Annotated in this window: 16 protein-coding genes and 3 pseudogenes; 9 read left to right on the forward strand and 10 right to left on the reverse strand. The window is 68.0% G+C overall.

All coding sequences use genetic code 11. From position 1 onward, the window contains the following. Nucleotides 1-111: 111 nt before the first annotated feature. Nucleotides 112-624 (forward strand): hypothetical protein, encoded by a 513-nt coding sequence (locus tag ACIRC0_RS39245; RefSeq protein WP_403626802.1) that lies wholly within the window; start codon nt 112-114, stop codon nt 622-624. A 268-nt stretch (nt 625-892) separates the two neighbouring features. Here ACIRC0_RS39245 and ACIRC0_RS39250 read toward each other — a convergent pair whose 3' ends face one another. Together ACIRC0_RS39250 and ACIRC0_RS39255 are read right to left on the reverse strand one after the other, a co-directional pair. Beyond that, the gene (locus ACIRC0_RS39250; protein ID WP_403626805.1) at nt 893-1,090 is read right to left on the reverse strand and encodes a helix-turn-helix domain-containing protein; all 198 of its coding nucleotides are present in this window, start codon (nt 1,088-1,090) and stop codon (nt 893-895) included. 3 nt (nt 1,091-1,093) lie between these two features. After that, nucleotides 1,094-1,468, reverse strand: a complete 375-nt coding sequence (locus tag ACIRC0_RS39255) for a hypothetical protein (RefSeq protein WP_403626808.1) — start codon at nt 1,466-1,468, stop codon at nt 1,094-1,096. 63 nt (nt 1,469-1,531) lie between these two features. On the opposite strand from ACIRC0_RS39255, the pseudogene ACIRC0_RS39260 reads away from it, so the two are divergent. Beyond that, nucleotides 1,532-2,026 (forward strand): annotated as a pseudogene (locus ACIRC0_RS39260) (IS5 family transposase); the annotation flags it as partial. A gap of 3 nt (nt 2,027-2,029) precedes the next feature. On the opposite strand, the gene ACIRC0_RS39265 reads toward ACIRC0_RS39260, so the two are convergent. Both ACIRC0_RS39265 and ACIRC0_RS39270 read right to left on the reverse strand, forming a co-directional pair. Next, complete coding sequence (locus ACIRC0_RS39265; RefSeq protein ID WP_403626811.1) at nt 2,030-3,256, reverse strand: MFS transporter; 1,227 nt, start codon at nt 3,254-3,256, stop codon at nt 2,030-2,032. A gap of 212 nt (nt 3,257-3,468) precedes the next feature. Then, entirely contained in the window at nt 3,469-4,029 is a 561-nt protein-coding gene (locus tag ACIRC0_RS39270) for a cysteine hydrolase family protein (protein ID WP_403626814.1), read from the reverse strand. A 319-nt stretch (nt 4,030-4,348) separates the two neighbouring features. On the opposite strand from ACIRC0_RS39270, the gene ACIRC0_RS39275 reads away from it, so the two are divergent. Then, nucleotides 4,349-4,930 carry a hypothetical protein gene (locus ACIRC0_RS39275; RefSeq protein ID WP_403626817.1) on the forward strand — a complete coding sequence of 194 codons (582 nt, stop codon included), beginning with the start codon at nt 4,349-4,351 and terminating at the stop codon, nt 4,928-4,930. Nucleotides 4,931-5,198: 268 nt separating this feature from the next. Next, nucleotides 5,199-5,505: pseudogene (locus ACIRC0_RS39280) on the forward strand (transposase); the annotation flags it as partial. On the opposite strand, the gene ACIRC0_RS39285 reads toward ACIRC0_RS39280, so the two are convergent. Beyond that, entirely contained in the window at nt 5,474-6,007 is a 534-nt protein-coding gene (locus ACIRC0_RS39285; RefSeq protein WP_403626820.1) for a winged helix-turn-helix transcriptional regulator, read from the reverse strand. The pseudogene ACIRC0_RS39280 and the gene ACIRC0_RS39285 sit on opposite strands and share 32 nt — an antisense overlap. Before the next feature lie 161 nt (nt 6,008-6,168). Here ACIRC0_RS39285 and ACIRC0_RS39290 point away from each other — a divergent pair, with 161 nt between their 5' ends. After that, on the forward strand, nt 6,169-7,182 hold the full coding sequence (locus ACIRC0_RS39290; protein WP_403626823.1) for an NADP-dependent oxidoreductase: 1,014 nt from the start codon (nt 6,169-6,171) through the stop codon (nt 7,180-7,182). Nucleotides 7,183-7,554: 372 nt separating this feature from the next. On the opposite strand, the gene ACIRC0_RS39295 is transcribed toward ACIRC0_RS39290, so the two are convergent. Beyond that, the gene (locus ACIRC0_RS39295; protein WP_403626826.1) at nt 7,555-7,794 is read right to left on the reverse strand and encodes a hypothetical protein; all 240 of its coding nucleotides are present in this window, start codon (nt 7,792-7,794) and stop codon (nt 7,555-7,557) included. Between the two features lie 562 nt (nt 7,795-8,356). On the opposite strand from ACIRC0_RS39295, the gene ACIRC0_RS39300 reads away from it, so the two are divergent. Together ACIRC0_RS39300 and ACIRC0_RS39305 are read left to right on the forward strand one after the other, a co-directional pair. Beyond that, nucleotides 8,357-8,788 carry a TetR/AcrR family transcriptional regulator gene (locus ACIRC0_RS39300; protein WP_403626829.1) on the forward strand — a complete coding sequence of 144 codons (432 nt, stop codon included), beginning with the start codon at nt 8,357-8,359 and terminating at the stop codon, nt 8,786-8,788. A gap of 79 nt (nt 8,789-8,867) precedes the next feature. Next, nucleotides 8,868-9,122 (forward strand): hypothetical protein, encoded by a 255-nt coding sequence (locus ACIRC0_RS39305; RefSeq protein ID WP_403626832.1) that lies wholly within the window; start codon nt 8,868-8,870, stop codon nt 9,120-9,122. Between the two features lie 115 nt (nt 9,123-9,237). Here the strand turns inward: ACIRC0_RS39305 and ACIRC0_RS39310 are convergent, their stop codons facing one another. Further along, nucleotides 9,238-9,702, reverse strand: a complete 465-nt coding sequence (locus tag ACIRC0_RS39310) for a Tn3 family transposase (RefSeq protein WP_403626835.1) — start codon at nt 9,700-9,702, stop codon at nt 9,238-9,240. A gap of 101 nt (nt 9,703-9,803) precedes the next feature. Here ACIRC0_RS39310 and ACIRC0_RS39315 point away from each other — a divergent pair. Next, nucleotides 9,804-10,080 (forward strand): annotated as a pseudogene (locus tag ACIRC0_RS39315) (GNAT family N-acetyltransferase); the annotation flags it as partial. 208 nt (nt 10,081-10,288) lie between these two features. On the opposite strand, the gene ACIRC0_RS39320 reads toward ACIRC0_RS39315, so the two are convergent. Continuing rightward, nucleotides 10,289-10,450, reverse strand: coding sequence for a hypothetical protein (locus ACIRC0_RS39320; protein WP_403626838.1), 162 nt, complete (start codon nt 10,448-10,450; stop codon nt 10,289-10,291). Between the two features lie 475 nt (nt 10,451-10,925). Here ACIRC0_RS39320 and ACIRC0_RS39325 point away from each other — a divergent pair, with 475 nt between their 5' ends. Beyond that, nucleotides 10,926-11,363: a cupin domain-containing protein gene (locus ACIRC0_RS39325; protein WP_403626841.1), complete on the forward strand. Its 438-nt coding sequence runs from the start codon at nt 10,926-10,928 to the stop codon at nt 11,361-11,363. Between the two features lie 219 nt (nt 11,364-11,582). Here the strand turns inward: ACIRC0_RS39325 and ACIRC0_RS39330 are convergent, their stop codons facing one another. Continuing rightward, on the reverse strand, nt 11,583-12,266 hold the full coding sequence (locus ACIRC0_RS39330) for an IS630 family transposase (RefSeq protein ID WP_403626844.1): 684 nt from the start codon (nt 12,264-12,266) through the stop codon (nt 11,583-11,585). Beyond that, nucleotides 12,263-12,703 (reverse strand): helix-turn-helix domain-containing protein, encoded by a 441-nt coding sequence (locus tag ACIRC0_RS39335; protein WP_403626847.1) that lies wholly within the window; start codon nt 12,701-12,703, stop codon nt 12,263-12,265. Before ACIRC0_RS39335 ends, ACIRC0_RS39330 begins: the two co-directional genes overlap by 4 nt. Nucleotides 12,704-12,919 lie beyond the last annotated feature (216 nt).

A 12,919-nucleotide genomic window follows, 5' to 3' on the forward strand; every position in this document is an offset into this window, starting at 1 on the left:
GTCAACGTCCTATGGGCCCTGATCCGTGACCGACGGCACTATCAAGTCACACCCTCAGTGACCAGTGCCGCTTGACAACAGCATTAGGAAGCCCCCTTGCGGATACCTCATATGACCGGCCTACCGCGACAGCTTGTCAGCCCCCGCGACATCACGCCAGCAAGGTCAGTAACCGCCGAGGCGTGTGCCGTCTCCCTGTTGCTCCAGCCGAACCCGGCGTACATCTTCGGCGGCAACTATGACGTCCTCAGTCACAACCAGGCAGCCCACGAGTTGTTCCCGAAGCTCATCACTGAGGCGGACCGGCCCGCCAACTTCGTCCGCTGGGTGTTCCTCGAACCGGTGGCCCGGGACGTCCTGGTCGACGAGCGGTCCGAAACGGCTGCGACACCCGCAACGGGGAGCGATCGATTATGCGTACACCGCTTTTCACCTGACCGAACAGCCGGAGCAGACGCTGGTCGTCTATGTCGACAGCAGCGAACCGCCCGACGGGAGCGCAGCCGTGACCGGCGAATGAAGGAGGAGGTCTCGGCAGTACGGGGCTCACGGTACGACGGCGGAGGGCCAGCGGCCACGCGCCGAGCAACTGCTGAAAACAAGGGACCGACTCACCGCGGGTGACGCGTGGGAGCCCAGCCAATCTTCGATGCCGAGCTGCACGCGGTTACTTCTCCGTCGGCTCCGGGGTGGACGCGACCCCGGTGGGGTACGACGAGCCCAGTTCTTCTCGAAAGCAGGGCCCAGGTTGACCCCCTGTCTCACCGAACCCGGTGACCCTTCATCTCGCCATCTGAGAACGCATCAGCCCTGGGTTCGGATCGGGTTCGGATCGGATTTCACCGAACGCGCCGGCAACTGCGCGACCGGTCCTTTCACCCGCGCAGTTGCCTCAAAGGGATGGGGGGCGGGCCGGCACCCCGCGCGCGGGGATCGAACGGCGGCTTCGGCTGCGAATCGCGCCCGGCGCGAGGCCGCGGTGGCGCCGGAACGCCCGGCTGCAGGCTCGTGCCGAGGTGTAGCCCACGGCGCTCGCGATCGACTCCATGGTCTGGTCGGTGTCCCGGAGCCGCAGGGCCGTGAGGTCCATGCGTCACCGGGTGAGGTAGTCGCCCGGAGTCTGCTCGGTCGCCGCCGGGAAACGTCGCGACAACGTCGCCCTGTACACGCTGATCGCGGCGGCGAGCGTGGCGGTGGTCCACGGGCGGGACGGCTCCTGGTGGATCTTCGTGAGGGCGTCCCGTACCGGCGGGTCGAGGAGACCGCTCAGCCAGCTGACGCGTTTTTCGGCTCGGGCGTCGAGTCGCGTGCGGATGACCTGGATCAGCAACAGATCGATGGGGCTGTTCAGCGCCGCCGTCGTACCGAACTGTGGATGGGAGAAGTGCTGCAGATGCTCACGAGAAGTGACGTCACCGTGGTGCGGTGCCGCCGGAGTAGGGCAGCGGCGGACCGCGCTGTTGATCACCGATCGTTGGGCTCTGTCCGGCGGATCATGTGACCGCCCCGCTTTAGGATCATTGTTTCGCTCGTGGGGCGGGGTGATCTCACAGACGACGAGTGGGCGCGGATCGCGCCGTATCTGGCGAAGTCCGGTCGCCGGGGCGGGCGGTGGAACGACCACAGGACGGTGATCAACGGGATCCTGTTCCGCGTCCGCACCGGCATCCCGTGGCGGGACCTACCAGAGCGGTTCGGGAGCTGGAAAACCGTGTACGAGCGGCATCGCCGCTGGTCTGTGGACGGCACTTGGGCCCGGATCTTCCAGGCCGTCCTGGCGGACGCCGACGGCGAGGGGCGGATCGACTGGAGCATGGTCAGCGTGGACTCCACCGTGTGCCGGGCCCACCAACACGCCGCCGGAGCACCGCGCAGGGCGCCCCGGATCCCGAAACGGAGATCGATCCCTCTGCAGCACCGCCCCGACGAGGGACTGGGCCGCTCCCGAGGCGGCCTGTCCTGCAAGATCCACCTGGCTGGGGAGGGCGGCCGCCGCAGCAGGCAGTGGTCGGCCACTCCCCAAGTCAAGCTAACCACTGCCTACTTCCTCCGAGCCGGATCCTGCGGAAGCCACTCCCCGCAGGAGGGGAAGGCAGGCCAGGAGGAGCAGGCCCGCCATCACCCAGGGGACGTCGAGGCCGGCGTGCTGGGCCAGGGCGCCGCCCGCCGAGGCGCCGATAGGCATGGCTCCCCAGGCTGCGAGCCGATAACCGCTGGTGACGCGTCCCAGCATGTCCGGTGGTGCGAGGCGCTGCCGGAGCGACACGGTGCACACGTTCCACAGCACTACTGCGGCGCTGTTGAGGGCCAGCATGACGGCGACCAGCGGCCACCAGGGCAGCACCGCGACGACCAGGTAGCTGAGTGCCGACACGGCCACCGAAACCTTCAGACTCCGGCCGGAACCCAGCCACCGGGCTGCACGGGCCGCCGTCCTCGCTCCGGTGAGGCTGCCGACGGCCGCCGTCACCAACATCAGGCCGTAGCCGTAGGGCGGCAGCCCGAGCCTCTGTTCCACGTACACCACGAGAACCGCATAGACCGCCTGCTGGCCCACACCAAGGACCGCGACGACCATCATCAGGCGACGCAGGACCTGGTCCCGCCCCAGGAACCGCACCCCGGACCAGGTATCGCGCACAAGGCGCCGGACCCCCCGCTCACCGGCCCCCGACCCGGTATGTGCGGTCCGCTCCGGAAGGCCCATGAGCAGCAGCGCCGAGGCGAGGAACGTCACCCCGTCCAGGAGGAACGGCAACGGGTGCCATACCGCCCAGAGCGCGGCGCCCATCGGCGGACCCACGAAGCCGGTTCCGGTGATCTGCGCGGCGATCACCCGGGCGTTCGTCCGTTCGAGTTCATGATCCGTGGACAGCGCCGGCACGACGGCCTGCGCGGCACTGTCGAAGAACGCCTCGGCCATGCCCGAGGCGAACGCGAGCAGCACCAACACGGTCACCGGCGCCCGCCCCACCACCAGCATCACGACCAGCAGGAGGAGCAACACGCTGCGCGCCAGGTCCGCGCCCACCATCGACCACCGTCTGGGCATGTGGTCCACCAGGGTGCCGATGACCGGTGCGAGCAGCCAGGCCGCCCGGCCCGCGGCCGCCACCACCGACACCCAGAACACGTCTTTGGTGCTCCACGCCGCCAGCATGGGAAGTGCTGCGAACCGCGCGCCGTCCCCCACCGAACTCAGCGCGTTGGCGGTGACCAGGCGGCGCAGGGCCGTCGTTCGGGATCGATCCGACAAGGGGAAAGGAGGAGCAGCGAAACTCATCGGGCAGCGATTTCTTTCGTCGTCGGAAAGTCGCGGAGCCCACAACACACCCAAAGGAGCCGCTGTGTCGCGGCACTCGAAGCGGACACACCACGGCGAGCTCGAGTACCCGGTGTATGGCGAGTCGGCCTACGGGAGCGATGCCCGCTTGCCCCGCTCGCGAGGGTCCGGACGGCTTTCCGCTGTTACGGTGCGATGGCTTTGAGCCAGTCCTCGACGTCGAGGACATCTGCCCACTGCGGGAACAGCTTTTCGGTGAGCATCCGGTGCACCTCAGGGTCAGTGTCGAGACAGGCATCGGCCAGGACGGTGAGGCCGAAGTCCAGGTCGATGGCGTGCCACAGGGTGGACAGCACCACAGCGCTGGTGGCAATGCCGGTGAGAACAAGGCTGTCGACATCGCGAGCCCTGAGTACCAAGTCGAGGTCGCTGCCCGAGAACGCGCTCCCCCGCCTCTTGGTAACCACAGCCTCGCCCTGCTGGGGCGCGACCTCGTCATGGATCGCAGTGCCAGGCTCACCCTCGATGAACAGGCCGGCCCGCACGATGTTTGTCATCACCTTGCTGCGAGGACTGACTTCTGAATCACCCGGCCGTAACCCCATCACCACGTAGATCACGGGGATGCCGGCAGCCCGGGCACCGTCGATCGCCCTGCGCAAGCGCGGCAGATATCCGGAACCATCGTCGGCGATGGCCACGATGTCCCGCTGAACGTCCATCACCAGAAGTGCGCTGTTCGCCATGCTTGCCCTCCCTATCTCCGTGTGGAACCAAGAGCAAGTCTGGTGGACCAACCGAGCCGCGGTGGAGGTTTCGCAGATCCTCATCAGCGTCGCGCCGCAGCGTGCCCATGACCGGTGTCACTTCTCGCCCCGCTGCCGCCTGACCACCGCACCATCGACGACCTGCTCGCGAAGACCCGCACTCGCAACCGATACGCCACGCCTTGCTTCACGCCGGTGCCGTGCGAGTTCGTATGGCCCACCCGACAGTGGCGCGGGGCTGGCCAGCCGGCTTCCGCCCGTCCTCGGACGCGTGTGCGCGGCTTCGTATGCTCCGGGCATGAAGCTCTTCCGGTCGCGTGGCCGAAATGACGACGGGCAGACGACGAGGCCGACCTTGGCTCAGGCTCTGGCCCTGTATAAAGCCGGGCGCTATGCGGAGGCGGAAACCGTGGCCCGCGCCGTTGCCTTGGCCCGGTCCTTCCCGCGCGAGGACGCACCGCAGGCTCTGAGCATTGCCGCGGCGGCGATGGGCGCCCAGGGCCGCTACGGCGAGGCGCTCGCCACGTACGACGAACTGCTGCCGGTCTTCGGAAGGCTCTTCGGCGCCAAAGAATGGCGGACCCTGAAACTGCGCTCGGACCGCGCCCAGACGCTGACCGCGCTCGGCCGGCACTCCGAATGCGAAGCGGAGTGCGTGGCCCTCACCTCTGTCGCGGCTCGCGGCAGAGTGCTGCAGATGCGGATGGTAGCGGCGGCCGCCCGGAACGGACTGATCTACGCTCTCAACGGGCAGGGCCGCCACCAGGAGGCCGAGGCGCTCGCCCGCGAGGCCCTTGCCGCCCATCGCCTACCGGGCCGGTTCGCCTTTGTCCTGCGGCTCGGCTTGGCCCGCAGTCTCAATGGCCAAAGTTCGCCATGAGGAGGCTCTCGCCTAGGCGGAGCACGCGGACGAGCTGCGCCGCAGCCTGCCCGAGCAGGAGTGCCGCCCGGAGACTGGCGCCGTCGAGCTGGCTCTGGCCACCGCCCTGCTGGGGCTGGGCCGCAGTACCCAGGCCCGCACCCTGGTGGAGACCGCCCACCACGCCTGTCTGGCCGCCTTCGGCCCGGACCACCGCCGCACCGCCGAGGCCCTGGCGCTGTTCGATCGCATCGACGGCTCATGACCCGGGCGCACACAAGGTCGCAGCCGTGGCCGGTGCCGTCGCCGGCCCAGGCACCGGCCCGACATGCTGTTCGCGGGACCGCGGCTACGACCACGACAAGTACGGGAGGCTGCTCAGGCAGCGGGGCATCCGCCCCGTGATCGCCGAACGAGGCCAGCCACACGGCACGGGGCTGGGTACCTTCCGCTGGGTCGTCGAACGGACGATCTCCGGGCTGCATGGCTTCCGCCGCCTGCGGATCCGCTGGGAGCGACGCGACGACATCCATGAAGCATTCCTCGGCCTCGCCACCTGCCTCATCACTCACCGTCACGTCCAACGTCTTTGTTAGGACCTCTCAGACGAAAGGCGGGGCCGGGGATGCTCTCGATGTCTTCCGGCTGTACGGCGTGGCCCCGGTCGCAGCGGACCTGGGCGTCGACGTGCGCGCCGCATCCACGGTGCCGGGGCAGCATGGCCGGGCCCTCCGGGTCGGCGCGGTAGCGGTCGCCCCACTGCAGGAGTCCCATCACGGCCGGGACCAGATCCATGCCCTTGGGCGTGATCACGTACTTCGGCCGGCTCCGCGAGCCCGGCTCCTTGTAGGTCTCGGTGGTCAGGATCCCTTCCTTCACGAGCATCCGGAGTCGCGCCGCGAGGAGGTTGCGAGGACAGCCGAGGACGCGTTCGAACTCGTTGAAACGGGACGAGCCGTACCAGACCTCGCGCAGGATCAGGATCGTCCACTTCTCGCCCACGACCTCAAGGGTCCGGGCGATCGAGCAGTTCGACGCGTCCCGGTCGAGACGGGGATCCACGCCGGCGTCCTGCAGAGCTTCGGTCCTCGCATCCATGAGGGTGATTCTAGCCTGCCTGAGTTTACTTTCCTATACTCAGCCAATAGCGTCGTGGCCAGCACATCAACCCGGCCGCACGCCAGAAACGGGCGCGCAGGGGGACCTGCCCGAAGAATCACATCGACCACCGAGACACCCACGCAGACAAGGCGGCCGGCATGAAGGCGTTCGTCGTCGAGAAGTACGGCAAGGACGGCGTCCGCGCCGCAGAGGTACCCGAGCCCACCGTCGGGGACCGTGACGTCCTGGTCAGAGTGAGCGCCGCCGGCATCAACCCCCTGGACAAGATGGTCCGCAACGGGGAGTTCAAGCAGCTGCTGAAGTACAAGCCCCCGTTCGTACTCGGCCACGACGTGGCCGGCGTCGTGACACAGGTCGGCTCCGCCGTACGCGGCTTCAAGGTCGGCGACGAGGTCTACGCCCGTCCGCGCGACCTGCGGGTTGGAGGCTTCGCGGAGTTCATCGCGATCGACGCGGACGATGTCGCGCCCAAACCCGCCTCCCTCACCCTCCAAGAGGCAGGCGCGGTGCCGCTGGTGGCCCTGGCCGCCTGGCAGATCCTCGTCGAGCGCGCGCACGTGAAGCCGGGGCAGAAGGTGCTCATCCACGCCGGAGCCGGCGGCCTCGGGTCAACGGTCATCCAGCTCGCCAAGCACCTCGGCGCGACGGTGGCGACGACCACGAACGCCAGGACCGAGGAGTTGGTCAGGAGCCTCGGCGCCGACATCGTCGTCGACTACACCAAGGAAGACTTCTCAAAGGTGCTCTCGGACTACGACCTGGTGCTGGACTCCGTGGGCGGGGCGAACCTCGAGAAGTCGCTGACCGTGCTGAAGCCCGGCGGCCTGGCCATCAGCGTCGTCGGCCCGCCCGACGCCGGTTTCGCCAAGCAGCTCGGCGCCCCCTCTGTCCTGGGCCTGGTCATGAATACCCTAAGCCGCAAGATCCGCAAGCGGGCCAAGGCGCTGGGCGTGCACTACGAGTTCTTCTTCATGCAGGCCAACGGCTCCCAGCTGCGCAAACTCGGCGCCCTCTACGACAGCGGGAAGCTCCGCCCGGTCATCGACAGCATCTTCCCCTTCGACCAGACGCTCGAGGCGATGGCGTACGTCGAGCAGGGCCGCACCAAGGCCGGCAAGGTCGTGGTCTCGATGGTGCCCGACAACGGCTGAGACCAAGCCGGCCACAGACCCTCCGTCCGCGCGGTCACCGCAGGGGTCACACCGTCGCCGTCCAATGGGCCACTACGGTCGCGGAGAGCCGCTGCTGCAGGTGTCCGCATGCCATTTCGCAGGCCATACGCTCGCAGCACACACTACGCCGAGCAGCGGACGAAGGCTGGCCAGCGCATCGTTCACACCGACCGCAGCATGCCGTAGGTGATCAACTGAAGCCACGAAGGACGGTCTGCCGGTTGCCAGCAGACCGCCCCTTCACCTGCTACTGGCGGGCGTGGCTGTTGTGCGCCTCCACCATGTGTGTTCGATGACCGGACGGATCGGGGCCATGACGACGGGGTCGGCACACCGCACCCTCGCCATCGATTACTCGACATGCCGGTGTGTCATCCGAGCACCGATGAGACCGCGGTTGTAGGGCTCCTCTGCCCGGATGAGGAACCTCATGGCCAGACGGAAGTAGGTCATCCGCACGTCAGTCAGGCTGCAGACCTCGACGATCTGGACGGCGGCTTCCATGATGCCGCGGTCATACCGCTCCTTCGCCGTGATGATCCCGGCCTCACACTCGGCCAGCTTGGCGCGATCAACATCTGACCCCGCCATCTTGCGCCTGCTGGCGCCTGGCCTCCGACGATCGTCCGCGTGCGGAGGAACCGCGTGCGGGAAATCGCATGACGGTGAACGCGCGTCCCACGTGAACCTGACGAGAGGGCTGGCCTGCACCGACGTGTACGTGCAGGTCTGAGGTCCCAGGCCCTCCTAGCCCGCGACGGACCCCGCGATGAGGCCGCGACGCGCGGTGGTTTGCCCGCGACGGCATCGCGGCCGACAGCCTGTTCGTCGCGGGCCCATCGCGGGGTCCGTCGCGGGCGGCGTTATCCAGGGGACGAAGGGCTGCTGCGCAGCTCCGGAGAGTGATCGGTGGTGCAGGCAAGTAAGGCATGTCAGCGTTTGATGCGTCAGCGGATGGCGAGGATGCCGAGGGTGAGGAGGGCAGGTTCGAGGAGGCGGGAGGCCATCTCGATGTAGGTGCCGGTGTGGTGAGGTTCTGTCCGCTGGAGCGGAAGACGACCGAGCTGACGGCGACGCGGGTGGCTTTCTCCGCGCGGGCCCAGGTCATGCGCTGTCTCCAGCCGCTGTGCCAGGCGGGGTCGGACGTGCTGGTGTGGAGGCTGATCTTGCTGCCGGTCAGCATGATCGCCTGTTCGCCGCCAAGGGCTACGACAACACGACCCTCGAAGAGGTCGCCGCCGCGGCAGGTGTCTCCCGGCGGACCCTGTTCAACTATTTCCGCAACAAGGAAGACCTCGCGCTCAGCGGCCTGGACGAACAGGGCGAACTGATCGCCGCGCGGCTTGCGGAGCGCCCGGCCGATGAGGATCCCTGGGCGGCGCTGCGCGCGGCGTTCCAGGTGCTCGACGAGATCGGCATGACAGCCGAAGGGCGCCTAGAGTTCATCACTCTGCTGTTCGGCAACGATTCGCCGAGGCGGGTGTTTCATGAGCGACCACCTATGAAACAGCCGAGTGCGGACGGCCATACCGCGGCGGGGCCGCGGCACCCAGGTCGGGACAGACGTGTCGCCCGACTTCGGTGATGGCCCCCTGCGACCAGGAGACCTCCGCCGAGGGGGTTGCGTCGAAGCTGCTGTGTGGAAATCGGCGTTAGCTGTCGGTGTGGGTGGCGGAGGGCTGCGTTCCCTACGCGCCGGCCACGCCGAGAAGCAAGCCCGCTGGCAAGACCTGTTCGTACCGCTGATCGAGCCGCGACTGCCCGACTCCGACTGCCGCACCCTGCAAGCCCGCGCGATCGCAGCCGCGGCGATCATCTGCCTGCAGGCAGCCAACGAGGAATGGGTACGCCTGGGCGGACAGGTCGACCTGTTCGACCTCTACGACACCGCCGTACAGGCCATCCGCCGCCCCATCTGAAATCGGCCGCATCCAGCTCCACCACGCTCGTCGGCGTGGGGACCGGGGCCCGAACCGCCTAACCGCGCCCAGCGAGACCGAACGATCCGGCCGCCGTAAACCGCGCAGCCAGAGGTCAGCCCTGGGCGGGTAGCCGCAGCGGCAGGTAGCCGTCGGCATCGAGCTTGGCCGGCTCGCCGTCAATGTCCACCGTGTGGGTGCCGTAAAAGTTGACGTTGGCGTGGTGGCTGAGCCAGATGTGTGTCAGCAGGTCGTCATCAATGGATCGGCCGGCCCAGCGCAGCGCGGTGACCGCGAGGCCGTAGTACTCGGTGGTCCAGGCGACGATCGCGTTGGTGGCCACCGTCAGGCACCACATCTGCTCGTGGTACCGGCGCCGGACCGCGCCCTCGCTGGCGTAGGCCAGTTCCCGGGATTTCGATCGGAGGGCCAGGTGCCAAGGGTGCAACGCCGCTGTCCGCCGACCGCGTCCGACCGGCTGGCAGGGCCCGGCCAGCACCCGCATCCGCCTGGCCCGCGGCCAGGACGTCGAGGCGGCGAACGCTGTGATGGCCACCACCGGCGACGGCGTCAGGATCATCCCCATCCTGCGGGCCGCCATCGAGGACGGCTCGGCGTCCTCCGCCGTGCTCGCCGGGCTCGGCGGCGGCATGAAGGCGTACCACGACGCCGCCCACACCTTCACCGACCGGCACCGGGTACGTACACCTGATCGCCACCCGGGACGATGCCCGCGGCACCAGCCTCGGACGCAGTCTGTATGCGGCGTTCGCCGACGCCGCGCATAGCCACGGCGCACTGCGATTGAAGGTCGATCACGTCACACGGAAACGCCGGCTCAATCGCATTCCGTCGCAGCCTCGGCTTCGACGCGACGGTCGTCGATGACTACAACGGCCCCGGCCAAGCCATGGTCGTCTTCCATCGCGTTCTGCCGTTCGACTGGGCACAGCCCTGAGCGACCAGCCGTCCCATCACAAGCAATCGCTCCCCAGGCCGTTCCGCTCCCGTGCCCGGGCCTGCGGAGCAGTTCTCCGATGGGGAAATAGCCATCGAGATGCACGAACTCACGGGACACGGCACAGGGGGCTTCTCCCTCTTGTAGGCCCTGAGCGCGCCCATGCGGGAACATCGCCGGTCAGGCCGCTCGCAGCCTCGACGACGTTTCAACACAGCCTGCCGCTGGAGAGGGACCGGGTGCAGCCGGCCGCCGTGTTGGCGGCCTGGCCGTGGCTCAGATGCCAGGGGCCGGCGGTGCCGACGCCGCCATCGCCCGGCGGCAACGGCTCGCTGGTGAGCGGGCGGCGATGCCAGTTGGTCTCCCCCACGGCATGCTGCCGGGGTACGGCCGGCCATCGCGCCTACGGCCTCCTGCCGGCCAGACCTCTACGAACGCCTACGACAGCAGACCCGCCCGCGTTCTGCCACCGGACCGACTCATGGTGACGCACCGCTGCGCCAGCATCCGAGCGGCGTGTCATCACAACAGGGCAGACGCTGCCTGATACAACGCTGGATACCCGCCGATGACAGGGTGCGATGCGGTCTCGATGCCGCTGGCTCGCGGATTGTGGCGGCCGCCGACGGGAGGCAGGGTGGTGTCGAGACCGTTTGGGCGAGGCAGAAGACACACGGCCTGTCACGGATGCGGGCTGTGACTTGTCCTCATCGCGAAGCGAGTTGTGTGAGCCGGGTACCGGCGAACATGGTCTCCGACGAACAAGTGGGTCGGTACACGAGTCCGGAAATGCGGTGGCCGACGCAAGATCGCCCATTCCGGGCAGGCTTACGGAGGTGTGGTACATGTCCGCGAAGAACCCAGAACACGGAAGGGCCCCCGAGGTCTCCTTGCCGCCCGAAGTCAAGTTGCTGCAGGAAGTCACTCCGCCCTTCTTTCCCGAAGGTGGTTCCGGAATGACCATCCTCGTCGAGTGGCCTCCCGGCCACCCCGGGCTCCCTCCGCATCGCCACTCGGGCCCGTCGTTCGGCTACGTGATGGAGGGCGCCCTCCGGTTCGAGCTCGAGGGTGAGCCGGAGCGTGTGGTCGAGGCCGGTGGGACGTTCTGGGAGCCGGGCGGTGACGTGATCCACTACCAGGACGGCAACGCCCTGTCGGACGCACCGACCAAGTTCGTGGTGACCATGGTGTGCGCGCCGGGTCAGCCGATGCTCACGGTGGTCGACGAGGGGGAGCTGAAGGAACGGGCGCACCTGCGCGCCCCGCGTCCCTCCGAAGGCTGACCCGCGAGATCGGCAGGGGCGCGGAGCCCGGAACACCGATCCCGGTGCCCGGCTTGCAGCAACGGCCGGCCTTCATCGTCAGAGATCTCACCAACCCGCACACGTTCTGCCGCCCGGACAGACTCCTGGTGACGCACCCCCTGCGCCAGCACCCGAGCGACGCGTCACATCACCACAGGGCAAACGTTGCCTGATACGGCACTAGTAGATTGTCGCGGCTTAATTTTGCTGTGTGGTTGGGTAGAGGTGGCGCAGTTTCACGCGTGCGTCGTCGGTGGTGAAGTGCCAGTCGACTTGGCGCTGGTTGCTGTTGGTGTGCTGTTGCCAGGCGGCGAGTTCGGTGTTGAGCACGGCGAGGTCGTCGATGCGGCGGTCCAGGCACTGGCGGGTGAGGGCGGAGAGCTCGATCTCGGCGATGTTGAGCCAGGACCCGTGTTTGGGGGTGTGGTGGATCTCCAGGCGCTGGGCCAGCGCGAAGGCCTTCCCAGGGTCGAACGCCTCGTAGAGCGAGGCGGTGGTGTGGGTGTTGAGGTTGTCCATCACCAGCACGACCGTGGCGGCGTCGGGATAGTCCACGGTCAGCAGGTGCTCGACCTGGTGCGCCCAGTCGACCCTGGTCCGGCGGGGCCGGGCGTCCACGCGCCGCCATCCGCGCAGCGGCTCGACCCAGCAGAAGATCGAGCAGGTCCCCGAGCGGACGTACTCGTTGTCCTCGCGCCGGTCACGGCCCGGCCGCGCGGGAAGCGGATCGCGGACGTGGCCGAGCAGCTGGTACGGCTTCTCGTCCATGCACACCACCGGGCGGGCCGGGTCGAGGGGGCGGCGGTAGACCGCCAAGACGTCCTCCATCGCCGCGGCGAAGGCCGCATTCGCAGCGGGCGGGATGGTCCAGTACTTCTTCACGTGAGGACGCAGTTCCGTTTTTTTAACACCCGGCCGATCGTGGAGTGGTCCAGATCCGGGATGTCCTCGATCAGCGCGACGTGCTTCTCCAGCAGTCGCAGCGACCACCGGGCATGTCCCTTGGGCGGCGCCGAGCAGGCGAGCGCGATCAGCCTCGCCTCGACCTCGCCGGTCACCGGGGAGGGCACCGGCGGGCATGCGCGTTCCTTCCGGCCGACCGTGGCCCACACATCGCCGCCGGTCTCCGCGTACCGCTTCGAGATCAGGCGGACCGACTCGCACGAGACCCCGACCCGGTCCGCGATCACCGCCCGCGGATCGACCTCGCCGACCGACGTGTCCAACGCGAGCAGCACCCGCGCCCGCCTGATCATCGACGCGCTGCGGACCCCCGTCGTCGTCACTCGCACCAACGCCAGACGATCTTCGGCACTCAACGCAACCGGATACTTCTTCTGTGAGGACACGGCACCCCTGCCCGGCCGAACGGAAGCAACAAGGGGCGCTTGCCCGACCCCAACTCCACCAATCGGAACAATACTTAACCGCGACAAGCTACTAGTAGGACTCCGTTAGGTCTGTCTTGATCTTGGTGTGGTTCTGCTGGGCAGGGGTTGGTGGCAGGTGGTGCAGATGCCGGTCCAGCAGTTCAG

This window comes from Streptomyces sp. NPDC093984, from assembly GCF_044764595.1.
GTDB classification, from domain to species: domain Bacteria; phylum Actinomycetota; class Actinomycetes; order Streptomycetales; family Streptomycetaceae; genus Streptomyces; species Streptomyces cynarae.